Source organism: Leisingera aquimarina DSM 24565, assembly GCF_000473165.1.
Classification (GTDB): Bacteria; Pseudomonadota; Alphaproteobacteria; order Rhodobacterales; family Rhodobacteraceae; genus Leisingera; species Leisingera aquimarina.
Window position 1 is genome coordinate 3,110,005 of sequence record NZ_KI421504.1, and the last position, 25,941, is coordinate 3,135,945.

Annotated in this window: 20 protein-coding genes, 1 tRNA gene and 1 pseudogene; 15 read left to right on the forward strand and 7 right to left on the reverse strand. The window is 61.4% G+C overall.

Going from position 1 to position 25,941, the window contains the following annotated elements; genetic code table 11:
* The first annotated feature begins 57 nt into the window (after positions 1–57).
* Both AQUI_RS0119505 and AQUI_RS28445 read left to right on the forward strand, forming a co-directional pair.
* The gene (locus AQUI_RS0119505) at positions 58–921 is read left to right on the forward strand and encodes an acyl-CoA thioesterase (protein ID WP_027259007.1); all 864 of its coding nucleotides are present in this window, start codon (positions 58–60) and stop codon (positions 919–921) included.
* 153 nt (positions 922–1,074) lie between these two features.
* Positions 1,075–2,051: pseudogene (locus AQUI_RS28445) on the forward strand (IS30 family transposase).
* Between the two features lie 256 nt (positions 2,052–2,307).
* Here the strand turns inward: AQUI_RS28445 and AQUI_RS0119515 are convergent.
* The 5 genes from AQUI_RS0119515 to pdxH form a co-directional block, all read right to left on the reverse strand.
* Positions 2,308–5,952, reverse strand: a complete 3,645-nt coding sequence (locus AQUI_RS0119515) for a vitamin B12-dependent ribonucleotide reductase (RefSeq protein WP_027259008.1) — start codon at positions 5,950–5,952, stop codon at positions 2,308–2,310.
* 726 nt (positions 5,953–6,678) lie between these two features.
* Positions 6,679–6,755: transfer RNA gene (locus tag AQUI_RS0119525), tRNA-Pro, on the reverse strand.
* A 43-nt stretch (positions 6,756–6,798) separates the two neighbouring features.
* Positions 6,799–7,272, reverse strand: coding sequence for a DUF192 domain-containing protein (locus AQUI_RS0119530; RefSeq protein WP_027259009.1), 474 nt, complete (start codon positions 7,270–7,272; stop codon positions 6,799–6,801).
* A 7-nt stretch (positions 7,273–7,279) separates the two neighbouring features.
* Positions 7,280–7,819 (reverse strand): cold-shock protein, encoded by a 540-nt coding sequence (locus tag AQUI_RS0119535; RefSeq protein ID WP_027259010.1) that lies wholly within the window; start codon positions 7,817–7,819, stop codon positions 7,280–7,282.
* 135 nt (positions 7,820–7,954) lie between these two features.
* A complete protein-coding gene (gene pdxH / locus AQUI_RS0119540; RefSeq protein WP_027259011.1) occupies positions 7,955–8,560 on the reverse strand; it encodes a pyridoxamine 5'-phosphate oxidase in 606 nt (201 codons plus the stop codon).
* A 132-nt stretch (positions 8,561–8,692) separates the two neighbouring features.
* Between pdxH and fabI the strand changes: the two genes are divergently transcribed.
* The 5 genes from fabI (at position 8,693) to trpE (ending at position 14,929) form a co-directional block, all read left to right on the forward strand.
* Positions 8,693–9,496 carry an enoyl-ACP reductase FabI gene (fabI, locus tag AQUI_RS0119545; protein ID WP_024090031.1) on the forward strand — a complete coding sequence of 268 codons (804 nt, stop codon included), beginning with the start codon at positions 8,693–8,695 and terminating at the stop codon, positions 9,494–9,496.
* A 73-nt stretch (positions 9,497–9,569) separates the two neighbouring features.
* On the forward strand, positions 9,570–10,073 hold the full coding sequence (gene gpt, locus AQUI_RS0119550) for a xanthine phosphoribosyltransferase (protein ID WP_027259012.1): 504 nt from the start codon (positions 9,570–9,572) through the stop codon (positions 10,071–10,073).
* A gap of 196 nt (positions 10,074–10,269) precedes the next feature.
* Positions 10,270–11,445, forward strand: coding sequence for an aminotransferase (locus AQUI_RS0119555; RefSeq protein ID WP_027259013.1), 1,176 nt, complete (start codon positions 10,270–10,272; stop codon positions 11,443–11,445).
* A 118-nt stretch (positions 11,446–11,563) separates the two neighbouring features.
* Positions 11,564–13,402 carry a SurA N-terminal domain-containing protein gene (locus tag AQUI_RS0119560; protein ID WP_027259014.1) on the forward strand — a complete coding sequence of 613 codons (1,839 nt, stop codon included), beginning with the start codon at positions 11,564–11,566 and terminating at the stop codon, positions 13,400–13,402.
* 15 nt (positions 13,403–13,417) lie between these two features.
* Complete coding sequence (trpE, locus tag AQUI_RS0119565) at positions 13,418–14,929, forward strand: anthranilate synthase component I (protein WP_027259015.1); 1,512 nt, start codon at positions 13,418–13,420, stop codon at positions 14,927–14,929.
* An 85-nt stretch (positions 14,930–15,014) separates the two neighbouring features.
* On the opposite strand, the gene AQUI_RS0119570 is transcribed toward trpE, so the two are convergent.
* The gene (locus AQUI_RS0119570) at positions 15,015–16,526 is read right to left on the reverse strand and encodes a divergent polysaccharide deacteylase family protein (RefSeq protein WP_027259016.1); all 1,512 of its coding nucleotides are present in this window, start codon (positions 16,524–16,526) and stop codon (positions 15,015–15,017) included.
* A 190-nt stretch (positions 16,527–16,716) separates the two neighbouring features.
* On the opposite strand from AQUI_RS0119570, the gene AQUI_RS0119575 reads away from it, so the two are divergent.
* The 7 genes from AQUI_RS0119575 (at position 16,717) to lexA (ending at position 22,320) form a co-directional block, all read left to right on the forward strand.
* Positions 16,717–17,298 carry an anthranilate synthase component II gene (locus AQUI_RS0119575; RefSeq protein ID WP_027259017.1) on the forward strand — a complete coding sequence of 194 codons (582 nt, stop codon included), beginning with the start codon at positions 16,717–16,719 and terminating at the stop codon, positions 17,296–17,298.
* A complete protein-coding gene (gene trpD / locus AQUI_RS0119580) occupies positions 17,295–18,314 on the forward strand; it encodes an anthranilate phosphoribosyltransferase (RefSeq protein WP_027259018.1) in 1,020 nt (339 codons plus the stop codon). Before AQUI_RS0119575 ends, trpD begins: the two co-directional genes overlap by 4 nt.
* Positions 18,311–18,982, forward strand: a complete 672-nt coding sequence (locus tag AQUI_RS0119585; protein WP_027259019.1) for a uracil-DNA glycosylase — start codon at positions 18,311–18,313, stop codon at positions 18,980–18,982. The genes trpD and AQUI_RS0119585 overlap by 4 nt, the downstream gene beginning before the upstream one ends.
* Before the next feature lie 11 nt (positions 18,983–18,993).
* Complete coding sequence (gene trpC / locus AQUI_RS0119590; RefSeq protein WP_027259020.1) at positions 18,994–19,806, forward strand: indole-3-glycerol phosphate synthase TrpC; 813 nt, start codon at positions 18,994–18,996, stop codon at positions 19,804–19,806.
* Positions 19,807–19,818: 12 nt separating this feature from the next.
* A complete protein-coding gene (gene moaC, locus AQUI_RS0119595) occupies positions 19,819–20,289 on the forward strand; it encodes a cyclic pyranopterin monophosphate synthase MoaC (RefSeq protein WP_027259021.1) in 471 nt (156 codons plus the stop codon).
* Complete coding sequence (locus AQUI_RS0119600) at positions 20,290–21,465, forward strand: molybdopterin molybdotransferase MoeA (RefSeq protein ID WP_027259022.1); 1,176 nt, start codon at positions 20,290–20,292, stop codon at positions 21,463–21,465.
* Positions 21,466–21,612: 147 nt separating this feature from the next.
* Entirely contained in the window at positions 21,613–22,320 is a 708-nt protein-coding gene (lexA, locus tag AQUI_RS0119605; protein ID WP_027259023.1) for a transcriptional repressor LexA, read from the forward strand.
* Here the strand turns inward: lexA and AQUI_RS0119610 are convergent.
* Positions 22,314–24,383: a ComEC/Rec2 family competence protein gene (locus AQUI_RS0119610; protein WP_027259024.1), complete on the reverse strand. Its 2,070-nt coding sequence runs from the start codon at positions 24,381–24,383 to the stop codon at positions 22,314–22,316. The genes lexA and AQUI_RS0119610 overlap by 7 nt on opposite strands.
* A gap of 79 nt (positions 24,384–24,462) precedes the next feature.
* Here AQUI_RS0119610 and gltX point away from each other — a divergent pair, with 79 nt between their 5' ends.
* Entirely contained in the window at positions 24,463–25,863 is a 1,401-nt protein-coding gene (gene gltX, locus AQUI_RS0119615) for a glutamate--tRNA ligase (protein WP_027259025.1), read from the forward strand.
* Positions 25,864–25,941 lie beyond the last annotated feature (78 nt).

Below are 25,941 nucleotides of genomic sequence, written 5' to 3' on the forward strand. Positions count from 1 at the left end.
GCAGTTCCAGGTAAGATAAGCGTTCTGTACAAAAAATGACCAATGAAAGCGCTGCAAATGCCGGATACCGCCAAAGTTCTCCTTGATCTGCTGGATCTGGAAGCGCTTGATACCAATCTCTACCGCGGATCCGGTTCCGGTGGCGAAACGCCGACCCGCATCTATGGCGGCCAGGTGATCGCACAGGCGCTGACGGCGGCATATGCAACTGTTTCCGGGCGGTTATGCCATTCTCTTCATGCCTATTTCATTCGTCCGGGCGACCCGTCAAGGCCGGTCATTTACGAGGTTGACCCGGCCCGGGACGGCCGCAGTTTTACCACCCGGCGGGTGGTGGCCATGCAGAACGGCAAACAAATCCTGAACCTGGCATCTTCCTTCCACGCACCGGAGCCTGGATGGGAGCATCAACACAAAATGCCGGATGTTCCAGCGCCGGCCATGCTGGAGCCGCGTGACAAAATTCTCCTGCGAAATGCGTTCCGGGTTGACCCGGCCAAACGAGATGAATTCACAAGACCGCGGCCATTCGAGATCCGCGAAATTGCGCCGCGGGATCCTTTGGAGCCGGAAGAAACCTCTGATATCAATCATATGTGGATCAGAATGGAAGCCGCTAAAGGAGCCGGTCCTGAGCTGCAGCATATCTTGATGGCCTATGCGTCGGACTTTGGCTTGCTCGGATCGTCGATGCGGCCGCATGGGCTGACGTTTCACAAACCCGGCGCTATGACCGCAAGCCTGGATCATGCGATGTGGTTTCATGCACCGGTCCATTTTGAGAACTGGCATCTTTACACAATGGATGCACCGTTTACCGGCAACGGCCGTGGTTTCAATCGCGGGTCTATCTACACAGAGGACGGCCAGCTGATCGCCAGCGTTGCCCAGGAAGGCTTGCTGCGCCCGACAAGTGATTGAAAATTAATATTTTTTAACCGCTCTGACGCAGTGTTTTGACAGAGGAAGAATTAACATAATTCTCATTATGGGGCATTGATGTGTACGCGGGGCACATTCTAGATTGGGTTGCGACAGTTCCCCTATCTTGCTGGCAAGCAAGGAGAATGGAAGATGGCCCACATAGAGCTGGATTTGCGTGAACGGCGCGCAATTGAGGATATGCTGAACGCAAAGACGCCCGTGAGCAAGATCGCGGCTGCGCTCGGCAGGCATCGCTCTACTGTCTACCGCGAGATCAAGCGCAACCGCTTTGAAGACCGTGAACTGCCAGATATCTGAACGGCTACTAGGGTGTGAACGCGCAGCGAACCGCGGCCGCCAGACGCATGCGCCGCCGCAAACTCGTGCGATTGAAAGAACTGCGCAAAGCAGTGATCACCCAATTGAAGGAAGGCTGGTCACCAGAGCAGATTGCCGGCCGCCTTGGGTTTGAAGGCCAACCGGTGCGTGTGAGCCACGAGACCATTTACGCTTACGTCTATGGCCCCGATGGCCAATCCGAAGAACTGGCGCGCCACCTGCCGAGCCGGCGCAAGAAACGGCAGCCGCGCGGCCTTGTTTTCCCGCCGGAGCGCTCCATTCATCAGCGCCCGGAGCACGTGAAGTCCCGCGAGACATTCGGTGAATGGGAAGGCGATCTGATGATCTTCGAACGCGCCCAGGGCAATGCCAACGTGGCCACGCTTGTAGAGCGAAAGACGCGGTTTGCCGTCTTGTTCAGAAACCAAGACAGGAGCACCACACACCTGATGAACCGGCTGATGGACGTCATGGAACCCCTGCCCCAGCCGGCGCGGCGGTCCATCACCTTCGACAGAGGGATCGAGTTCCGGAACTGGCGCAAGCTCAAGCCTGGGATCGGAACGGAGGCGTGGTTCTGCGATCCCCAGGCGCCCTGGCAGAAAGGATCCGTCGAGAACCTCAACAAGCGGGCGCGCCGCTACCTGCCACGGGATACGCCTGTGGCCGCGCTCTCAAATCGCTCAATGAAGGCGATTTGCGACCGCTTGAACGGCACACCCAGAAAATGCCTCGGATGGCGCACACCGGCTGAAGCCTTCCGGGACGAACTCATGAAGCTAGGATAGCAGGAAGCGTCGCAACGACCCTTGAGCCTCCATAAGCAATCCCCCCTGCAGTCAAGAAAATGGCTTCCTCTGAAACCAGAGGAAGCCAGTTATCACCGGTCAGGCTCCTTCATTGACTGCCCGAAAGTTTTCTTACCTGGGCCTTCGCGGTGTTCAGAACGGGCGCACCCGTTCCTGATAGTGTCAGAAGCAGTTATTCTGCTCCCAGTTTCCGTCTGCGCCACCGAGGGAAAATCAGAGGCGCAGACGGTGTCCTTCAGCTGCAGCCGGAAGTCCCGCCGCAGGTGTTGCACTTCATACAGGTGCCGTTGCGCACCAATGTGTAATTGCCGCATTCGCCGCAGGCTTCGCCCTCATAGCCTTGCATTTTCGCCTTGGCGCGCGCGTCCATGCCGCCACCGGGCTGCACGGTTGCATCACCGGTCTCTGGCACAAGCGACTGCAGCGCGGCAACGGGGTCCGTTCCGGTGCCCAGTGCAGTTGTTTCGGTCTGGCCGCCTTGCAACACCACCAGTTCCTGCGGCAGCCGTTTGCGCAGATAGCCAGTCGAGGAGATTTGCTTCAGCACTTCCAGCGACCGCGAGGCGGCGTTTTCACTCAGCTCGCTCAAGTTCGACACGCCTTCTTCCTCACCGCGGCCAAGGTCGTCGAAACTTGCACCTTCAGGCTTCACATGCGCCAGGTCGGTGCGGTCCAGATAGCTAACCGCAAGTTCCCGGAACACGTAATCGAGGATCGAGGTTGCGTTTTTGATCGAGTCGTTGCCCTGAACCATGCCTGCAGGCTCAAACTTGGTGAAGGTGAAGGCGTCAACAAACTCCTCCAGCGGCACGCCGTATTGCAGGCCGACCGAGACTGCGATGGCAAAATTGTTCATCATAGCCCGGAAGCCAGCACCTTCCTTGTGCATGTCGATGAAGATTTCGCCCAAGGTGCCGTCAGAATATTCACCGGTGCGCAGATAGACCTTGTGACCGCCGACAACCGCCTTTTGGGTGTAGCCCTTGCGGCGCTGCGGCATCTTCTCGCGGTGGCTGCGGACCAGCTCCTTTACCACCACTTTTTCGATGATCTTTTCCGCCAGAACCGTGGCCTTTTCCTGGGTTGAGCCGCTTTCAAGCACCTCCGCAGCCTCGTCGTCATCCTCAACCAGTGCCGCCGCCAGCGGCTGGCTCAGTTTGGAGCCGTCACGGTACAGCGCGTTTGCCTTTACCCCCAGGCTCCAGCTCAGCTCATAAGCCTTTTGGCAGTCTTCGATGGTGGCCGAATTGGGCATGTTGATGGTCTTGGAAATCGCACCGGAGATGAAGCTTTGGGCGGCTGCCATCATGTAGATATGGCTGTCAACACTCAGGAAACGCTTACCTTTCTTGCCGCAGGGGTTGGCGCAATCAAAGATCGCATAGTGTTCCTCCTGCAGATGCGGCGCGCCTTCAAGGGTCATGGTGCCGCAGACATGGTCGTTGGCCGCGTCAATGTCCGCCTTGGTAAAGCCGAGGTGGCGCAGCAGGTCGAAGGTCGGATCGTTCAGCTTGGGCGCCGGGATGCCCAGTACGCCGGTGCAGAAATCCTCGCCCAGGGTCCATTGGTTGAACACAAACCGGATATCAAAGGCCGTTTCCAGTGCAGCGTCCACCTTGGCCAGCTCATTGGGGCCAAATCCGTGACCGGCCAGCGACGTATGGTTGATCCCCGGCGCGTTGCCGATGGAGCCGTGGCCCACCGCATAGGACGCGATCTCCTCGATCTGGGCAGAGCTGTAACCCAGCCCCTCCAGCGCCGACGGAACCGAGCGGTTGATGATTTTGAAATAGCCGCCGCCGGCCAGCTTCTTGAACTTCACCAGGGCAAAGTCCGGCTCGATGCCTGTGGTGTCGCAATCCATCACCAGGCCGATGGTGCCGGTAGGTGCAATCACTGTAGTCTGGGCGTTGCGGTAGCCGTGCTTTTCGCCCAGCTCCAACGCCTCATCCCAAGCGCTGGCGGCCAGATCGGCCAGCAGCGCATCCGGGCAATTGGAAATGTCCAGCGGCACCGGTGTGACCGACAGCGCCTCGTAGCCATCCGCGATGCCCTTTGCAGCGTTGCGGTGATTGCGGATCACACGCAGCATGTGATCCGTGTTTTTTGCATAACCCGGGAAGGGCCCAAGTTCTGCCGCGATTTCGGCCGAGGTGGCGTAGGACACGCCAGTCATTAGCGCGGTCAGCGCACCGCACAGCGCCCTGCCCTCATCCGAGTCATAGCTGTAGCCCATGTTCATCAAGAGGCCGCCGATATTGGCATAGCCCAGACCAAGGGTGCGGAAATCATAGGAGCGCTGTGCGATCTCCTTGGACGGGAACTGCGCCATCATCACCGAGATTTCCAGCGTCAGCGTCCACAGGCGGCAGGAATGCATATAGTCATCCGCCTGGAACAGCCCGCCCTTCAGGAAGCTGAGCAGGTTCAGAGACGCCAGATTGCAGGCGGTGTCGTCCAAGAACATGTATTCTGAACAGGGGTTTGAGCCGCGAATTTCACCGTCTTCCGGGCAAGTGTGCCACTCATTGACGGTGTCGTGGAACTGGATGCCAGGATCGGCGCAGGCCCAGGCCGCATGGCCGACCTTCTCCCATAGGTCGCGGGCTTTGACCACCTTGGCAATCTTGCCGTCGGTACGGTTGATCAGCTGCCAGTCGGCGTCTTTTTCAACCGCGTGCAGAAAGGCGTTGGTGACCCGGATCGAGTTGTTGGAGTTCTGCCCGGAAACGGAGCTGTAGGCCTCGGAGTCCCAATCTGTGTCATAGGTCGGGAACTCGATCGAGGTATGGCCTTGCTTGGCGTAATCCAGCACCCGCTTGACATAGGTTTCCGGGATTGCCACCTTTTTCGCTTCACGGATCGCGCCCTTTAGCCCGGTGTTGACCGCCGGGTCATAGGCATCCGCTTCACCGCCGTCCCAGCCGCGGATCGCCTCGAAAATGCCGTTCAGCATCTTCTCGTGCATCTTTGAGCCTGCGACGATGGAGGCAACCTTCTGCTCCTCCAGAACCTTCCACTCGATGAATTGCTCAATATCCGGGTGATCGGCGTCGACGATCACCATTTTTGCTGCCCGACGGGTTGTGCCGCCTGATTTGATGGCACCCGCTGCACGGTCGCCGATTTTGAGGAAGCCCATCAGGCCAGAGGATTTTCCACCGCCTGACAGCGGCTCGCCTTCAGCGCGCAAATGGGAAAAGTTGGTGCCGGTGCCGGAGCCGTATTTGAACAGGCGTGCTTCGCGCACCCACAGATCCATGATGCCGCCGTCCTTGACCAGATCATCCGACACCGACTGGATGAAACAGGCATGCGGCTGCGGGTGTTCATAGGCGCTGTCCGATTTGGTCAGCTTGCCGGTCTTGTAATCGACGTAATGATGGCCCTGCGCCGGGCCGTCGATGCCATAGGCCCAATGCAGACCGGTGTTGAACCACTGGGGCGAATTGGGGGCCGAGCGCTGGGTTGCCAGCATATACCGCATCTCGTCGTAATAGGCGCGGGCGTTGTCTTCGGAAGAGAAATAGCCGCCCTTCCAGCCCCAATAGGCCCAAGCGCCGGCCAGCCGGTCGAATACCTGCTTGGAGGAGACCTCGCCGCCCAGCACCGCACCGTCGGCGGGGACCGAACGCCACAGGAACTCGGGAACGCCTTTTTCGCGGACTTTTTTCAGCCGCGACGGTACGCCGGCCTTGCGGAAGTACTTTTGGGCAATGACATCGCTGGCGACCTGGCTCCAGGATGCAGGAATTTCGATGTTGTCGAGCCGGAAAACAATGGTCCCGTCCGGATTGCGGATCTCCGATGTGGCCGAGATAAAGGCCAGATCAGCATAGGCATCCTGTCCGGGTTTTGTGAACTTCCGTTCGATCTTCATGCTCAGCCCCTTTTCAAGCATTCGTCATCTATTTGTCGCGGCGCCCCCAAGCGCCAGTCAGATCCGGTCACGGAACACACAAACACCCGGCGCACACCGCATATAGCGCGCTTGCGGCCCTCGCCGGCCATTCTCACAGGACTGTCTGCTGTTTTCAGCGTTGTTGCTTCGGCTCTGTTACCCACCAGATCTAGTGCCGTCGCAACCGGTGTCCACAATTTGGCGTATTCGGACACTAAGGGTCAACGCAAAATTTACACTTTGGCAACTATCTTTGCTGTTGACGGTTTCAGCGGATTGAAGGGTCTGCGGCAGGTCATTGATTCATCCACAGGCCCTGCCCCGTTCAACGCCTTCTGGCTGCGCTGCCGCCTGTTCGGATTTCCTTTGACCGCTGAGTGACTTGCTGCCTTGCAGAAGGAAAGCGGCCGTACCGGCCAGAGGTGATGGATGTGTAAAACCATGCAGTTGCACTGGCTGAAAACAGGGCGCACATCTTAGAAGCGATATTCTTGAGGTCCCGTGCCACAGACCTTCTGGTAGTCAGTCTCCGGTTAACCTTCTGATGCGGCTCGGCGGCAATTGGTTAAGGGTGTCTTAACAGTGTATTAAAGAAGTATTAACACTGCCGATTGAACGGAACAGATTCAGTTCATCAAATGCGGGAAACGAATCTTTGTTCCGGTTGATACCGGCAAAGATTCGCTGCAACTTATTGAAGAAGTGTGGTCGGGGCGGCGAGATTCGAACTCACGACCCCCTGTACCCAAAACAGGTGCGCTACCAGACTGCGCCACGCCCCGGACCGTGCGCCTTCCTATCTCTGCCGAACTGATTTGGAAACCCCTAACAGGGCCAAACTGCGCCGCTGCGGGAAAAAATTTCATGGCGCATCTGCGAGCCTGCCGCGATACCGTACTTGCGGGCAAGCCCGCCGTTGATTTCCAGCACCGCAAAGACAGCGTCACCGCCCGGAATCGGGGTCAGATCGCCAGGCACGGCGTTCTCGTGAACCGAGGTCACCAGACCGTGTTCATTCAGGAAAATGATATCAAGCGGGATCAGCGTGTTCTTCATCCAGAACGCCACGGGCTGCGGGCTGTCATAGACAAACAGCATCCCTGCGCCGCGCGGCAGGTCTTTGCGGAACATCAGCCCTTGGGCGCGTTCCGCCTCTGTATCGGCAATTTCAACTGCGAAACCCGCCTGCCCCCAGTTCCCGCGCAGATCGGCCTGTGCAAGCTTGCACTCAGACGCCAGTGCAGTCCCGGCGGCAAATGTCATGCAGGCGGCCAAACTCCACTGAAGCAGGCGCCGCATCAAGACCTTAGTCCTCGTCGCCTGGGAGCATTGCAGCCTCCCAGGCCAGCACTTCAACCGCCATGCGGCCGCGTTTGCCGTCGATCACCCGCATTGCCAAAGCTTCCCCCGGCTGCAGATCCGCCAGCCCGGACTGCCGCAACACTTCGACATGCAGGAAAACATCCTCGCCGCGGCCAAACACATTGGCAAAGCCGAACCCTTTGCCCTTGTCGAACCATTTGACCCGGGCAGGCTCCAGCGGTTCGTTCTGCAGGCTGGTCATATCCAATTCGGCAAAATCGCTCAGCACCGGGGTATCATCACGTTCGGGCGGCTGAATGGAGATCACTTCAACTGCTTGAACACCGCGGCCGGTCTGATGGGTGACAATCTCGATCCGGGCGCCGTCCGCGACAGAGCTTTGGCCGAAATTACGCAATACATTCACATGGAGCAGAATATCCGCGCCGCCCTCGTCAGATACGACAAATCCGTATCCTTTGGCTGGATCAAACCACTTCACCAGCCCCTGAATTTGCTGCAAGCTGCTGAGATCTTCTGCCACGTACTTTTCCCTACCGCGTTTTTTTTATTTTGATGGTGCCCTGATGCGCGATTCTGACCTTGGATTTCAAGCTAAAAAGACTTGAAATTGTCACGAAACTGCTATTGACCCTAGGTAAACCATTATCTTTTCCACTCAAGGATTGAGCCGCAGAATTTCCCATTCTGCAGCTGCATTCATGCGGCGCCAGCGAAACCGGTCATGCAGCCGGAATGCGCCATCTGCCCAAAATTCTATTTCAACCGGCACCAGGCGGAAGCCGCCCCAAAACGGCGGGCGGTCCGGGTTCGGACCCTTCATGGCTGTTACCTTTGCCACCTCGGCCATCAGCGTGCCGCGGCTGTCCAGCGGCTGTGATTGCTTCGAGGCCCAGGCCCCCAGCCGGCTCTTGAGCGAGCGGGACTTGTAGTATTCATCCGCCTGCGGCCCGTCTTCGCGTGTGATCGTGCCGCGCACCCGGATCTGGCGGCGCAGCGATTTCCAATGCACCACAAAGGCAGCCTTGCCGGCCTGATCCAGCTCTTGTGCTTTGGTGCTCTCGTAATTGGTATAGAACACAAAGGCGCCGTCTTCGATTTCCTTGAGCAGAACCATGCGGCTGTTCGGCAATCCGGTCTCATCCACCGTGGCCAGGGCAATGGCGTTGGGATCGTTGGGTTCGGCCTGTTCCGCCTCTCCCAGCCAGGACCGGGCGATGGCAAACGGATCGTCACCTGCAAATATACCTGTACGGTCGGTCATCGGGCACCTCTTTGCGGATTTCGATGCAACCTATGCAGCTTCCTGCCCCGCGACAAGGGCGTGCACCCTTGAAGCGGCCCGCGCGGCATACTAAACACCGCGTAATTCACAGATCACAGGCGGAGAACCTGCATGTCTAATCACCTGATGGCCGGCAAGCGCGGCCTTATCATGGGCCTGGCCAATGATAAATCCATCGCTTGGGGGATTGCCAAGGCCTGCGCCGATGCCGGCGCCGAGCTTGCCTTTTCTTATCAGGGCGACGCACTGAAAAAGCGGGTCGACCCGCTGGCAGCGCAGCTGGGCAGCGATATCGTGCTGCCGTGTGACGTCTCGGACGAGGCGTCGATTGATGCCCTGTTTGCCGGGCTGGAAGCCAAATGGGGCAAGCTGGACTTTGTTGTCCACGCCATCGGCTTTTCCGACAAGAACGAATTGCGCGGCCGCTATGTCGACACCAGCCGCAGCAATTTCCAAATGACCATGGACATCTCGGTCTTCTCGTTCACCGCGGTGGCAAACCGCGCCGAGAAGATGATGAGTGACGGCGGCTCGCTGCTGACCCTGACCTATTACGGTGCCGAGCAGGTGATGCCGCATTACAATGTGATGGGTGTGGCCAAGGCAGCGCTGGAAGCGTCGGTCAAATACCTGGCCGAGGATCTGGGCAAAGACGGTATCCGCGTCAACGCGATCTCGGCCGGCCCGATCAAGACCCTGGCCGCCTCCGGCATCGGTGATTTCCGCTACATTATGAAGTGGAACGAATACAATTCGCCGCTGCGCCGCAACGTGACCATTGATGACGTCGGCAAATCCGCGCTTTATCTGCTGTCCGATCTCAGCTCGGGTGTGACCGGAGAGAACCTGCATGTGGATGCCGGCTATCACGTGGTGGGCATGAAGGCGGTGGATGCGCCGGATATCTCCAAGTAACTGAATACAGAGAGAAACCCAGGGGCATCCTGGGTTTCTGCAAGCTGACGCGACTTCGCGGGGAGCAAGTAACATGACCGATCGTCTGCCGCACGAAAAAGGCTTTCACATCAGCTGGGACCAGATCCACCGCGACAGCCGTGCCCTGGCCTGGCGGCTGGACGGGCAAGGCCCTGACAATGGCGCCTGGCGCGCCGTGGTGGCGATCACCCGCGGCGGCATGGCGCCGGCGATGATTGTCAGCCGCGAGCTGGACATCCGCACCGTTGACACCATCTCGGTGCGGTCCTACCACCATCAATCCCAAGGCGAAGCCGAAGTGCTGAAGGCACCGGATGCCGATCTGATGGGGGATGGCGAAGGCATCCTGATCATCGACGATCTGGTCGACAGCGGCAAAACCCTGGATCTGGTGCGCCAGCTGTACCCCAAGGCGCATTTTGCCACCGTCTATGCCAAGCCCAAAGGGCGGCCCATGGTGGACACCTTCATCACCGAAGTCAGCCAGGATACCTGGATCTTCTTCCCCTGGGATATGGCGCTGCAATATGTGGAGCCTTACCGCGGCAAGGACTGATCCGCCTTGAATGGAATTCCCCTGAAGGGCGCGCTGCAAGGCGCGCCTTTTTCCGTTTGTGCACCTCCGGCCGAAGCACCCGCCGCTCCGGTCAGGCATAATCGCTTGAGAAGCCGGAAACGCCGTGCCAGACATAGTCCGGAGCGCAACCCGCTGCGCCTGACCATCTTCCTTTTTCCGGCGCCCGGAGCCTTTCATGCCCCTTTCCCGCACCCAAGCCACCTTTGTCTCGCCCATCGTCGAATCGCGCCGCTGGGTGGCCGGAGTTGAATTTCCGCCAGAGCGCCCGCTGCTGAACGTCAGCCAGGCCGCGCCGGCAGAGGCACCGCCCCAAGGTCTGCGCCAGGCACTTGCGGATGCTGCCCTGAACGATGCCGAGGCGCATCTCTACGGACCCGTCCTCGGCAGTGACCCGCTACGGCAGGCGCTGGCCATTCAGATCTCCGGTCATTACCGGGGTGATGTGCAAGCGGAACAGATTGGCATCACCTCCGGCTGCAACCAGGCCTTTGCCGCCGCCATTGCTGCGCTGTGCGGCGAGGGCGACGAGGTGATCATACCCGTCCCGTGGTATTTCAATCACAAGATGTGGCTGGACATGGCCGGCGTCACCGCCGCGCCGCTGCCGGTTGGCGACGGCATGCTGCCGGACCTGGCCGCTGCTGCTGCGCTGATCACGCCCCGCACCCGCGCCATCGTGCTGGTCACCCCGAACAATCCCTGCGGTGTGGAGTACCCTTCCGGGCTGGTGCAGGCCTTCTTTGATCTGGCCCGCAACCGCGGCCTGGCGCTGATCGTGGACGAAACCTACCGCGACTTCGACAGCCGCGAAGGTGCTCCGCACGGGCTGTTCCAGATACCGGATTGGGACAGCACCCTGATCCACCTCTATTCTTTCTCCAAGGCCTACCGGCTGACCGGCCACCGGGTCGGCGCTGTTGCAGCTTCGCCGGACAAGATGTTCGAAATGGAGAAGTTTCTGGACACAGTGACTATCTGCCCTTCGCAGCTGGGCCAGACCGGCGCCCTTTGGGGAATTGAAAACCTGCAGGGCTGGCTGGCGGGGGAACGTCAGGAAATTCTCGACCGCCGCGCGGCAATTGAAGACGGGTTTCCGGTGCTGGCGGAGAAAGGCTGGAAGCTGCTCGGATGCGGCGCCTACTTTGCCTATGTTGAACACCCGTTCGGCCTGCCGTCGGAGGAGATCGCCAAACGGCTGGTGGCGGAGGCTTCCGTCCTGATGCTGCCGGGCTCCATGTTCATGCCCGCAGACGATCCCGTCGGCGCACGCCAGTTCCGCATTGCCTTTGCCAATGTGGACCGGACAGGCATCCGGACGCTGTTTGACCGGCTGGCGGCCTTTAATCCCTGATCACGCAGCAGTTTGATCCGCAACCATCTTGCCCCTCTGCGGGCAGCCGCGTATTCAGTCAGCGGCATTTCCCGCCGCAAGGCGACCCCTTGCACGGCAGAACAATAAAGAGGGCATCATGGCCGCAGGCATGAAACAGCTATCCAAAACCTTCATCTGGATCCTGATGGGGATGCTGATCGTCGGCCTCGCCGGATTTGGCGCGGTGAATTTCACCAGCTCCGCCTCCTCGGTCGCCAGTGTCGGTGACGAAGAAGTCAGCATCGGCACCTATGTGCGGGAATTGCAGCGGGAACAGCGTGCCCTGCAGGCGCAAACCGGCCAGGCCGTTTCGATGGCACAGCTCAGTGCCTTTGGTCTTGACCGGGTGGTCCTTGGCCGTTTGATCTCGCTGGCAGCCCTTGATCACGAAGCCAAGGACCTGGGCCTGTCGATCGGTGACGAAAACCTGATCGAAGAGCTTGGCTCGATCGATGCCTTCCAAGGCGTGAACGGCGCTTTCGACCGCGAGGCCTATAGTTTTGCCCTCAGCAACGCAGGCCTGTCGGAAAAAGAATTCGAAGAGGACCTGCGCCGCGAAGCCGCCCGCACCATCGTCCAGAACGCAGTTCTGTCCGGCACTAAAATGCCTGGGATCCTGACTGAAACCCTGACCGGTTTCATCGGCGCGCGCCGCAGCTTTTCTTATGTGCAGATCAACGCCGCTGACATCGCGCTGACCGCCCAAGTTCCTGCGGATGCCGAGCTGCAAGCCTTTTATGAGACAGCGCAGGACCAGTTCATGCTGCCGGAAACCAAGGTGATCACCTACGCCGCCCTGCGCCCCTCTATGCTGTTGGATGAAGTGGAGATCGACGAGGCCGCCCTGCGCCAGCTGTTCGATGACCGCTCCAGCCAGTACCAAGTACCCGAGCGCCGTCTGGTGGAGCGTCTGGTGTTTGCCGATGATGCTGCTGCTGCCAGCGCCAAGGCACAGCTGGAAACCGGCGGCGCGACTTTCGAAAGCCTGGTCGATGACCGCGGCCTGACCCTGCAGGACATTGACATGGGCGACGTGACCATGGGCGCGCTCGGCGCCGCAGGCACCGATGTGTTTGCCGCCCAGGTCGGCGATGTGGCAGGCCCCCTGCCCTCTGATCTCGGCCCGGCACTCTACCGTGTGAACGGCCGTCTGGAGGCGCAAATCACGACCTTTGAACAGGCAATGCCGGACCTGCGTGAGGAGCTGGCGTCCGCCCGCACCCGCCGGTTGGTAGAGGCCCAGGCCGAAGACATCGACGATCTGCTGGCCGGCGGCGCCACGCTCGAAGAACTGGCAACCGAAAGCGGGCTGGAGCTGGTTCAAATCCATTGGACAGACAATGCCAGCGACGGCATCGCGGCTTATGAGGGTTTCCGCACCGCCGCTGCCGCCGTCACCGCCGAGGACTTCCCGGCTGTGGACTTCCTGGACGACGGCAGCCTGTTTGCACTGCGCCTGGACGAGGTTCTGCCCGAGCGTCCGGAACCCTTTGCCGATGCCCGCGACAAGGTCCTCGCCGCCTGGCAGGCCGACCGCCTGAGTACAGCGCTGCGTGAGCAGGGCGAGGCGCTTCTGACCCAAGCAGAGAGCGCCGGCTTTTCTGAAGGCGCAGAGGTCAAAACCGAGACCGGTCTGACCCGCACCGCATACATCGACACAGTGCCCGCAGATCTGGTCACTCAGGTGTTCGAAATGGAAGTCGGAAACTTCCGTCTGGTGCAGGACGCGGAGTCAGCCGTGGCTGTCCGCCTCGACGGCATCCTGCCGCCGGAAGCAAGCGATGACATGAACCTTCTCACTCAGGCTCTGCAGGCGCAGCTGGACCAGGCGCTGGCACAGGAAATGTTCCAGGCCTATGTGCAGGACGTCCAGGCCCGGGCCGAACCCCGTGTCGACCAGCAGGCGCTGAATGCAGCGCAGGCAAACTTCCAGTAATCAAGGCAAGCACTCATGGCTCTGACCCCCGATTTCGACACGTTCTCCAAGGCTTACGAGGCCGGCGAGAACCAGGTCGTCTATACCCGCCTTGCCGCTGACCTCGACACGCCTGTTTCGCTGATGCTCAAGCTGACCGGCGCCCAAAAGGACGCCTTCATGCTGGAGTCTGTCACCGGCGGCGAGGTGCGCGGCCGTTATTCGATCATCGGCATGAAACCGGATCTGGTCTGGCGCTGCCACGGGGAACAGTCCAGCCTGAACCGCTCGGCGCGGTTTGACGCGGATGATTTCACTCCGCAGGACGGCAACCCGATGGACAACCTTCGGGCCCTGATTGCCGAGAGCAAAATCGACCTGCCTGATGATCTGCCCCAGGCTGCAGCCGGCCTGTTCGGATACCTTGGCTATGACATGATCCGGCTGGTTGAACACCTGCCGGACGTGAACCCGGACCCGCTTGGCCTGCCCGATGCGCTGATGCTGCGCCCTTCGGTGATTGCGGTGCTGGACGGCGTCAAGGGCGAGGTCACCGTGGTGTCGCCGGTCTGGTCCAGCGACGGCCAGACCGCCAAGGCCGCCTATGCCCAGGCCGCTGAACGCGTGATGGACGCGGTGCGCGATCTGGAGCGCGCCATGCCCGCCGAAAGCCGCGATCTGGGCGACGCGGACGAGGTCGCGCCACCCGTGTCGAACTTCACCAAGGACGGCTACATGGCCGCGGTGGAGAAGGCCAAGGACTACATCCGCGCGGGCGACATCTTCCAGGTGGTGCCGGCACAGCGCTGGACGCAAGCGTTCCGCCAGCCGCCTTTCGCACTGTACCGCAGCCTGCGCCGCACCAACCCGTCGCCCTTCATGTTCTACTTCAACTTCGGCGGCTTTCAGGTGGTCGGCGCCTCCCCCGAAATCCTGGTTCGCGTCTTCGGGCAAGAGGTTACTATCCGCCCCATCGCCGGAACCCGCCCCCGCGGCGCCACGCCCGAGGAAGACAAGGCGCTGGAGGCCGATCTGCTGGCCGACAAGAAAGAGCTGGCCGAGCATCTGATGCTGCTGGATCTGGGCCGCAACGACACCGGCCGGGTTGCCAAAATCGGCACCGTGCGCCCGACTGAAAAATTCATCATCGAGCGCTACAGCCACGTGATGCACATCGTCTCCAACGTCGTCGGCGAATTGGCTGAGGACAAGGACGCGCTCGACGCCTTCTTCGCCGGCATGCCCGCGGGCACCGTCTCGGGCGCTCCCAAGGTGCGCGCGATGGAGATCATCGACGAGCTGGAGCCGGAAAAGCGCGGCGTATATGGCGGTGGTGTCGGCTACTTCTCGGCGGGCGGCGACATGGATATGTGCATCGCGCTGCGCACTGCCATCGTCAAGGATCAGAACCTCTATATCCAGGCCGGCGGCGGCGTGGTCTATGACAGCGATCCGGAAGCTGAATATATGGAGACTGTCCATAAATCCAACGCCATCCGCCGCGCGGCAGCGGACGCTGCCCGTTTTACCGGCAACGGCAACCGCTAGGACTTGCAGCGCAGGGCTGCTCTGCGGCTTCTTTCTGGTTCAAAATACCCTCGCCGAAGGCGCGGCGCCCGCCTTGGGCGCCGCTTCACTTTGCCGGCAGGTTTGCTTCCAAACTGGCCGAGACCGGCGCCAGTGCAATCCGGGCAGCCCGGTCCTGCAGGCCCCAGATCAGCAGTGCTGAAATCGTGTCGGGGCGCAACCGTCCCAGCATGATCACCGCGCCTTCCTGTCCGGCCCGGAACGCTGCCTGATCCAGAAACCGCCGGATCGCCCGGGGATTCTGCCCGGCGCCGTCAAAGTCGCGGAACACAATTCCTGCCGGCACGCCATCGCGCAGCGCCAGCTTCTGTACCGTGTTCAGCCCGCTGTTCTGGGTCACCAGCCCGTAGCCGGCCGAGGCCGCGGCTGCTGCAACCTGATCCGCCAGCGGCCGGTTGCCTTGCACCCCGGTCTCTATGCCTTCAAGGATCGCCATGGCTTCCGGCAGTTTGCTGCGCCAAACCTCCAGCGCGGTCTCCGCGTCCTGCGGCGATGCAGATCGCGGCAGATCCGCCAGCATCAGAACCTCGAACCCCGCCGCCCTGCGCGCGGCCATCTTAGACGCAGCCTGCGGGTCTTCCGGATCAATGGCAAAACTCAACGGATAGGGGAATTCCGCCAGCGCTTCAGCCCCGACAGCCCCTTCGTCGTCGATCAGTACAATCGACATCAGCGGCCGGTCTTCCGGATTGTCAAAAGGTTCCGCATAGGCCGTAAACGGCGGCTGGTCCGTTAGCCCCGCAGAGGCAAACCCGGCGTCCTGCGGCTTTTCCCGGTCGGTCAGCGGGACAACCGGCGTGCCGATGCTTGGCGCCAGAGCCTCTTGCCCTGCAACAGCAGATTCCTGAACTGTTTCGCTGTCAGAGATACTCTCATCACTGTCGCCGCCAGCCTCTGGAAGAACCGGCGCCGCACCGATAACCGGCAGCGTGGTTGCCTGCGGCGCACTGCCGATATCCGGGGCCAGAACGGCGGAAGTTTCAGGCGTTTCCGCAGGCGCCGGCTCCTCCTCAACCTCAGGCTGCACAGCGGCTGCCGCATCCTCTTGCGCTTCTGCGGACGCCTCGGGCGCGGGTTCCGGTGCAGGCTCAGTGGCAGCTATAACGGCGGCCTCAGCGCCCGGGGCCTGCGGCACGGACGGCTGAACGGCCCGCGGTAGAGGCGTATCTGATCCCTTCGTCAAACCGGGCGCGGCCGGTGTTTCCGGGCCGCCGGAAGCCAGGAGCGCGGCTGCCTGCCCGACCTCAGGCTTACCGGCCGGCGCGGTATCCGCCCCGGCAAGCGCGTTCAGGTCATCGCCTCCATCGGTTTCGGCCGGTGCGGCCGGCTGTGCTTCAACAAGATCTGCATCACGTCCCTGGCTGTTGCCGGGCGCCTCGGCGGCGTCAGTGCTGCCATTTGGCATCTGCGGCGCATCGCCAGGGTCATGCGCGGCAGGCGCAGGCACCGCTGCCGTATCGGCCCCTGTATCCGGCAAGGGCACCGACAAAGACAGCATCGCCAGCCCGCCCGCGGCCAGCAATGCCCCGACACTCACGCCGCCCAGAAATCCACGCATGCCTGTTTTGCCTCTCAATCCGTTTTTCAGTACCGCGCCGTTCCAGCGTGCCTGAGCGAACCCTGTTTCTGCTCACTCCGGCAATCGCTTATCCTGCTCTTGACGCTGCCCCGTATCCCTGAACATGTATGTTGCGACCACTATACTGCGGCGCGCACCTCGCCCGCCACCCTTAAAAGAGCCCGCTACGATGCTGCTGCTGATCGACAACTACGATTCCTTTACCTACAACCTCGTCCATTATCTGGGTGAGCTGGGCGCAGAAATGGAAGTGCACCGCAACGACGCCATTAACGTGCAGGAAGCCATGGCAATGAAGCCCTCTGGCATCCTGCTGTCGCCCGGCCCCTGCGACCCGGATCAGGCCGGCATCTGCCTGGCGCTGACCGAAGCGGCGGCTGAAACCAAGACGCCGCTTCTGGGCGTTTGCCTTGGCCATCAGACCATCGGCCAGGCCTTTGGCGGCAAAGTGATCCGCTGCCACGAGATCGTGCATGGTAAGATGGGCAAAATGCACCACAAGGATATCGGTGTTTTCAACGGCTTGCCGACACCATTTGACGCAACCCGCTACCACTCCTTGGTGGTGGAACGCGAAAGCTTCCCTGACAGCCTGGAGATCACGGCTGAGCTGGAAGACGGCACCATCATGGGCCTGCAGCACAAGGAGCTGCCGATCCACGGTGTGCAGTTCCACCCGGAATCCATCTCCTCCGAACATGGTCACGCGCTGCTGAAAAACTTCCTCGACGTGATGCAGGTGCCCGCATGAGCGACCGCCTGAAACCGTTGATCGGCGCTGCGGCGGAACGGTCCCTGACCCGTGAAGAAGCTGAAACCGCCTTTACCCTGCTGTTCGAGGGCGAGGCCACGCCCAGCCAGATCGGCGGATTGCTGATGGCGATGCGCACCCGTGGCGAGAGCGTCGACGAATACGCGGCAGCCGCCGCCGTGATGCGTGCCAAATGCAACCCGGTGAAAGCGCCCGCAGGTGCCATGGACATCGTCGGCACTGGCGGTGACGGCAAGAACACTCTCAACATTTCCACCGCCACGGCCTTTGTGGCGGCAGGCGCAGGTGTGGTGGTTGCCAAACACGGCAACCGCAACCTCAGCTCCAAATCCGGTACTGCGGACATGCAGTCCCAGATGGGCATCAACGTGATGGTTGGCCCGCAAGTGGTTGAAAAGGCGATCAATGAAGCCGGTATCGGTTTCATGATGGCACCGATGCACCACCCTGCCGTGGCCCACGTGATGCCAACCCGGTCCGAACTTGGCACCCGCACTATCTTCAACATCCTCGGCCCGCTGACCAACCCGGCGGGTGTCAAACGCCAGCTCACCGGCGCCTTCAGCCGCGAGATGATCCGCCCGATGGCCGAAACGCTCAAGGCGCTCGGGTCCGAGCATGCATGGTTGGTGCATGGCTCTGACGGCACGGACGAGCTGACAATTACCGGTGTCAGCTGGGTCTCCGCTTTGGAGGAAGATGGCAGCATCCGCGATGTCGAACTCCACCCTGAGGACGCGGGCCTGCCGGTGCACGGCTTTGACAAAATTGTCGGCGGCACGCCGGAGGAAAACGCGATGGCCTTCCGGGTGCTGCTGCAAGGCACCCCTTCGGCATACCGCGACGCGGTTCTTTTGAACGCATCGGCGGCTCTGGTGGTTGCCGGCAAGGCTGCCGACCTCAAGGAAGGCGTCGCGCGTGCTGCCGAGTCCATCGACAGCGGCGCGGCCAAGTCCAAGGTCGAGGCACTGGCGCGGATTACCTCAGCCGCATGACCGATTTACACTCGGGGCTGGGCGCCTGGTCCAACCTGCCTTTTTTTACTGACTACTGGCCCGGGATCTCAGCCGCAATTGCTGAGGATCCCAGGAACATCCTGCCGCCTGCGCACCAGCGGTTCGCTGCGCTGGAGCTGACCCAGCCAGAGAACACTCGCGTTGTGATCCTGGGCCAGGATCCCTATCCGACCCCGGGCCATGCCCACGGGCTTGCCTTTTCAGCAGAGCCGCACGTCCGCCCCCTGCCCCGCTCTTTATCCAATATTTACAAGGAGCTGGAGGATGATCTTGGCGTCACCCGCCCAAACGCGGATCTGCACGGCTGGGCGCGCCAAGGCGTTTTGCTTTTAAACACTGCACTGTCAGTTCCCGCAGGCGAGGCAAACGGCCACAAACACCTCGGCTGGCACCATCTGGTGCATCAGGTGCTGGAACTGGCCTCGGAAACCCCCACCGCCTGCATTCTGTGGGGAAATGCTGCGCAAAAGCTTGAAAAACATATCAAACCGGGCGATCACCTGATCCTAAAGACCGCCCATCCATCGCCCCTGTCGGCGCGGCGCGGCTTTTTCGGGTCCCGGCCCTTTTCGCAAGTAAACAATTGGCTCGCCGCCCGCGGTGAAACTGCCATAGACTGGAACGCAGGAACGGAGGCCCAGGCATGAGTGGAACTGGTATGACCGAAAACGTGCTCGACAAGATCAAGGCCTACAAACTGGAAGAAGTGGCTGCCGACAAGGACGCCAAGCCGCTGGAGGCCGTCGAGGCCGAAGCGCGCGAAGCTTCCCCGGTGCGCGGCTTTGCAGACAGCCTGATGCAGGCCAACCGCAGCGGTTACGGCCTGATTGCCGAGATCAAGAAGGCCAGCCCCTCCAAAGGTCTGATCCGCCCGGATTTCGAACCGGCTGAGCTGGCCAAGGCGTATGAAGACGGCGGCGCCACCTGTCTGTCGGTTCTGACCGACACCCCCAGTTTCCAGGGCGCCAAGGACTTCCTCACCCAGGCCCGCGCGGCCTGTTCGCTGCCCGCGCTGCGCAAGGATTTCATGTACGACACCTATCAGGTGGCCGAGGCCCGCGCGCTTGGGGCCGACTGCATCCTGATCATCCTCGCCTCGGTCTCCGACGCCCAGGCGCAGGAACTGGAGGAAAGCGCCTTTGACTGGGGCATGGACGTGCTTTTGGAGGTGCATGATGCCGAGGAGCTTGAACGCGCCTGCAACCTGAAATCGCCGCTGATGGGCATCAACAACCGCAACCTCAAGACGTTTGAGACCACACTGGACACCACCCGCGAACTGTCGCGTATGGTGCCAGCCGACCGCACCATCGTCTGCGAAAGCGGGTTGTTTACGCCTGAGGATCTGAGCGACATGGCCCGTTATGGCGCCCGCACCTTCCTGATCGGTGAAAGCCTGATGCGCCAGGACGATGTCGCCGGTGCCACCCGTGCGCTGCTCGCCAATCCCTTGATGCCCGGCATGATGTAAAGGAGGACCGCAATGAGCCTCACCCATTTCGATACCAAGGGCGCCGCCCATATGGTCGACGTCTCGGACAAGGCAGTGACCTCGCGCGTGGCCACCGCCGAGGGCCACATCATCATGGCGCAGGAAACCTTTGATATCATTGCTGAAGGCCGCGCCAAAAAGGGTGATGTCCTGTCCGTGGCCCGCCTGGCCGGCATCATGGGCGCAAAGAAGACGCCCGACCTGATCCCGCTCTGCCATCCGCTGCCGGTGACCAAGGTTGCGGTGGAGCTGACGCTGGACCCGGACCTGCCCGGCGTGCGGGTTGAGGCAACCGTCAAAACTACCGGCCAGACCGGGGTTGAAATGGAGGCGCTCACCGCCGTCTCCACTGCCGCGCTCACCGTCTATGACATGGCCAAGGCCGTGGACAAGGCGATGCAGATCGGCGGCATCCGCGTGACGCTGAAAGATGGCGGAAAGTCAGGCAAGTACGAGGCGTAAATGATCCCGGTCAGCGAAGCCCGCGCGCATCTTCTGGCGCTTGTTCAACAGCTGGAAACCGAACAGGTTCCGCTGGCACAGGCTGCGGGCCGGGTGCTGGCAGCTGACCTGCAAGCACGCCGCGACCAGCCGCCGTTCTCCGCCTCCGCAATGGACGGTTACGCTGTGAACGCGGCTGAGGTCGAGCTGCACGCCATGTTCAAAGTGATCGGCGAAGCCGCCGCAGGCCACGCGTTTCAAGGCCGCGTGGGCGCGGGACAGGCCGTGCGCATCTTTACCGGCGCACCAGTGCCAGAAGGCGCTAATTTCGTTGTTATCCAAGAGGATATATCCCGCAACGGAGACCTTATCACAATCACCGATGCCCCCGGCAGCAACCACAACATCCGCCCCCGCGGCGGCGATTTCACCGATGGCCAGACCGTCACGGCCCCCAAATGCCTGACACCGGCAGACATCGCCTTGCTGGCGGCAATGAACATCCCCGCGATACCGGTCACCCGCCGCCCGCAGGTCGCCCTGATCTCCACCGGCGATGAGCTGGTGATGCCCGGCGACACGCCCGGACCGGACCAGATCATCGCCTCCAACACCTTTGGCCTCAAAGCGATGCTCGAAGACCTTGGCGCACGGGCCCGCATCCTGCCCATCGCCCGTGACACCGAAAGCTCCCTGCGCACAGCCTTTGAACTGGCCGAGGGCGCTGATCTGGTTGTCACCATCGGCGGCGCCTCCGTCGGCGATCACGATCTGGTCGGCCAGGTGGCGCAGGACCTTGGGATGGAGCGCAGTTTCTACAAGGTAGCGATGCGCCCCGGCAAACCGCTGATGGCCGGCCGGATGAATGGCGCTGCCATGGTTGGCCTGCCCGGCAACCCAGTATCGGCCATGGTCTGCGGCCACGTGTTTCTGGCCCCGATGGTGCGATCCATGCTGGGGCTGCCTGCACCGGCGCAGGAGCAGCTGCTGATGGCCGCCCTTGCCGCCCCTCTGACGGCCAATGGCCCGCGCGAGCACTACATGCGCGCAAATGTGCAAAACGGCATGCTGACTGCCTTTGACAATCAGGACAGCTCACTGCTCACCATTTTGGCTGATGCAAACGCCCTGCTGGTCCGCCCGCCCAAGGACGGCACGCGCAGCGCAGGCGATACCGTGCAATACTTGCCTATCTAACTCCCCTTCACCTTTGCAAAAATACTCCCGCCGGAGGCACGCGCCCCAGGCGCGTTCTCTTTTGCACCACGCCAGGGACTGCGATATTGACACAAAACGGGAACATGCGTAGAACAAAAGAAAACATGAGGCGCGGAGGGAGCGGCGATGCTCACAAAAAAACAACTGCAACTGCTGGAATTCATACACAAACGTCTGCAGCGTGACGGCGTGCCTCCCAGTTTCGATGAAATGAAGGTCGAACTGGACCTACGATCGAAATCAGGCATTCACCGGCTGATCACTGCATTGGAAGAACGCGGCTTCATCCGCCGCCTGCCGCACCGCGCCCGTGCGATTGAGATTATCCGCCTGCCGGACAGCCTGGGCGGTGCGCCGGACGCGCAAGGCTTTGCGCCACAGGTGATTGACGGCGGTCAAACGCAGCCCGCACCGCCTGTACCTGCCGCAGCAGACCCAATGCGCCAGGCTGCCGTGGAACTGCCGGTGATGGGCCGCATCGCCGCCGGTGTGCCGATTGAAGCGATCAGCCAGGTGTCACATCAGGTGGCGGTTCCGGGCGGCATGATCGCGCCGAACGGCCAGCATTTCGCGCTGGAGGTAAAGGGCGACTCGATGATCGAAGCCGGCATCAATGACGGCGACATCGTAGTGATCCGTGAAACCGGTGCTGCAGAGAACGGCGATATCGTTGTTGCACTGGTCGAGGGGCACGAGGCCACGCTGAAACGCTACCAGCGCCAGGGCAGCATGATCGCGCTGGAAGCCGCGAACCCGGCCTATGAAACCCGGCGCTACCCGGAAGATCAGGTGCAGATCCAAGGCCAGCTGGTTGGGTTGATCCGCACTTATTGAGGGCTTTCCTGGCCAATAATCCTCCGGAGGCGGCTGATTTCTGCCCCCTCCGGCTGCCATCCCGTCCACAACCGCTGTCCCGACACACTGCGGGATGTCTGTAAGCCGCCTGTCGTGGTCACGGCGATGCTGCCCGTTTGGCGCATCACTGCCGGCGTCAGAAGCAGACAGTTTTCCGGTGTTTGCGCCGTGACCGTGGAAACGACGATATCTCCTTTTTTACAAGTGCTTGCCTGCGCGAGTTTACGTTTTCCAGGCGCATGAACCAGGCGGAATCCAGGTCCCTGCCAAACCGGCAAAGCGTCTGTTTCCTCCCTCCACCGCGCCGCGGCGGCGATCTGTCCAGCCGGGTCGCCATCATTCTCCAGCCAGATTTTCGCAATAAACCCCTGCCCTTTGGCCCGGGACAAGGCCCGGCCTTCCGGTGCCATCACGCCAACCAGCCCGCCGGAATCAGCAATCAGGACAACAGGACGCTCTGCCGCGCCCCACATCAACAGGGCACTGGCCGCCGGCAGCAGCCCTGCCAGCCGCAGCCGGCCTTGCCAGATCACTGCAAACAGCATGCCCGCAGCAAACAGTGGCAGAACCCAGGCGCCCGGTGCCGGCACATGAGACAAAGCCCCCTCAAATTCTGAGACGGCCTGCGCAACTGCAAGGATCCAGTCCAGCCCCCATCGCATAATTGTCAACCCGATCATTTCCAGGCCCAACGGCACCAGGCACAGTGCTAGAACTGCAGCCGGAATAACGACCGAGCCCATGACTGGCACCGAAAGCAGGTTCGCCAGCAGCCCGTAGTGCGGCACCGTGTTAAAATGCGCCGCTGCAATGGGTGCGGTTGCCGCCCCGGCCACCGCAGATGAAATCACCAGCGCCACAACCGGCTGCAACCAGCGCGGCCCCATCGGCACCTCTTTGTTTCTGAGCGCAGCAAATACCGCAACCAGCGCGGCTGTCGCGGCAAAACTCATCTGGAAACCAGGGCTCAGCAGGCTTTCCGGCCGCCGCAGCAGCACAATCCACGCAGCAACTGCCACCGCGCGCAGGGTAATCGCACGCCGGTTCAGCAGCACAGCGCCAAACATCACCGCCACCATGACAAAGGCCCGTTCTGTCGCCACATTACCGCCTGACAAGGCAAGATACCCCGCGCCGGCAGTCAGCGCCGCAAGCGCTGCCAGCTTCTTGACCGGCCAGCGCAGGGCTAGGACAGGTATCAGATTGAGCACAACTCTCAGCGCCGCAAAGACAAATCCGGTCAGCAGACCCATATGCAATCCGGAGATCGCCAGCAGATGCGCCAGGTTGCTTTGCCGCAGGGCAGTCAGCGTTTGCTGCCCCACGCCGCTGCGGTCGCCGGTGGTGATTGCGGCTGCAAACCCGCCGGTCTCTCCTGCTATACGGTCTTGCAAGCCATGCGCCACGTTCCGGCGCAGGCGTTCGACTGGCAGGCTTTGGCTAGGTGCCTCTGCCAGCAGCACCGGAACGCTTGTGTATCCCAGCCCGCCCAACTGCTTGAACCAAGCGTGGCGGCGGAAATCGAACCCGCCTGGTTCGGCAGGCCCCTGCGGCGGCAGCAAATGTGCGGTGGTCATGACCCTGGCGCCCGGCGGCGGCACCTGTTCCAGCGCTTTCAACGAAATGCGGACACGGGCCGGCGTGTTTTCCGCGGCCACCCGGTCCAGCCGCAGCAGATCCAGGGTCAGCCGCAGGACGTCGGTCGGCGAACGGTCGACAGCCACGACACGTCCCTCCACGGCCCCGTAATAGCGGAAATCCAAAACCGGAGCCGACACCCGGTGCGCGCGTGCTCCGGCCAGGCAAAGCCCCGCTGCTGCAAGTGCAGGCGCCCACAGCAAAAATGCCAGCGACCGCCGGGACATAGCGCCGGCTGCCATCAGCAGCGCACACATCGCCAGCCCGGCAAACACGGCGGCGCCAGGCTCCGACTTCATAGAAAAATAGGCTCCGATCCCGGCCCCGAGAAAAACTGGGGTCCAGGGGAACAGATTCCCCCGCTGCGCCTGCAGCAGGTCTGCGATGGTTGCGCTCAGCCGCATGCTTGCCCCCCGCCTTCTGGCCCGGTAGACAGGCTGAAACTCTAAACCTCACATGGTTTCCAAAAGGTAAATCCTGCTCATGACCCAACCGGTTGTCACCCGTTTCGCGCCTTCTCCCACCGGCTTTCTGCATATTGGCGGCGCCCGTACCGCGCTGTTCAACTGGCTCTATGCCCGTGGCCGCGGCGGTAAGTTCCTGCTGCGGATCGAGGATACCGATCGCGAGCGTTCCACGCCTGAGGCGACCGCCGCCATCCTGCAAGGCATGGCGTGGCTGGGCCTGGATCATGACGGCGAGGTGATCAGCCAGTTCGAGGGTGCCGGACGCCACGCTGAGGTGGCCAGGCAGCTCCTGTCGGAAGACAAGGCCTATAAATGCTTTGCCACCCAGGACGAAATCGCCGCCTTCCGTGAACAGGCCAAGGCCGAAGGCAAGTCCACCCTCTACCGCTCGCCCTGGCGCGACACCGATGCGTCCAGCCACCCGGATGCACCCTATGTGATCCGCATTAAGGCGCCGCAAAGCGGCGTTACCGTTATCAAAGATGAGGTTCAGGGCGACGTCACCATCAAGAATGAACAGCTTGATGACATGATCCTGCTGCGCTCGGACGGCACGCCGGTTTACATGCTGGCGGTTGTGGTCGACGATCACGATATGGGCGTCACCCATGTGATCCGCGGCGATGACCACCTGAACAACGCCGCCCGCCAGATGATGATCTATGAGGCGATGGGCTGGGACGTGCCGGTCTGGGCGCATATCCCGCTTATCCATGGGCCGGACGGTAAAAAGCTCAGCAAACGCCATGGGGCCTTGGGGGCGCAGGAATACCAGGCGATGGGCTATCCGGCGGCAGGCATGCGCAACTACCTGGCCCGTTTGGGCTGGTCGCACGGCGATGACGAATTTTTTACGGACGATCAGGCCAAGGCGTGGTTTAACTTTGACGGTATCGGCAAAAGCCCGGCCCGGTTCGACACCAAGAAGCTGGAGAATCTCAGCGGTCAGCATATCGCCGTTAGCGACGACGCCGCACTGCGGCAAGAAATCAGCGCCTATCTGGGCGCGGCCGGAGAAACCGCCCTGACTGACGCGCAGTCACAGGGTCTGGAAGCTGCGATGTATTGCCTCAAGGACCGGGCACGCACCTTCCCTGAACTGCTTGAAAAAGCGCATTTTATCCTTGCATCACGGCCAATTGACCGGGATGCGAAGGCTGAAAAGGCGCTATCTTCTGTATCCGATGGTATACTGGAAGAATTGACGCCGCAGCTGCAAAATGCTAGCTGGGTCCGTGACGATCTGGAGGCGCTTCTGAACGCATTTGCAGAAGCCCATGATACCAAGTTCGGCAAGCTGGCAGGCCCTTTGCGGGCGGCACTGGCGGGCCGGGCGGTAACGCCTTCGGTGTTCGACATGATGCTGATTCTGGGCCGCGAGGAAACCCTTGCCCGGCTCAAAGACGCAACAGGCTGAGTCCGGTCCTTAACTCCCGGGTAAGCCTGTTTTGATACGACAACCCCTGCGCGAATCCGCGCAGGCGCTGCCCCGCAT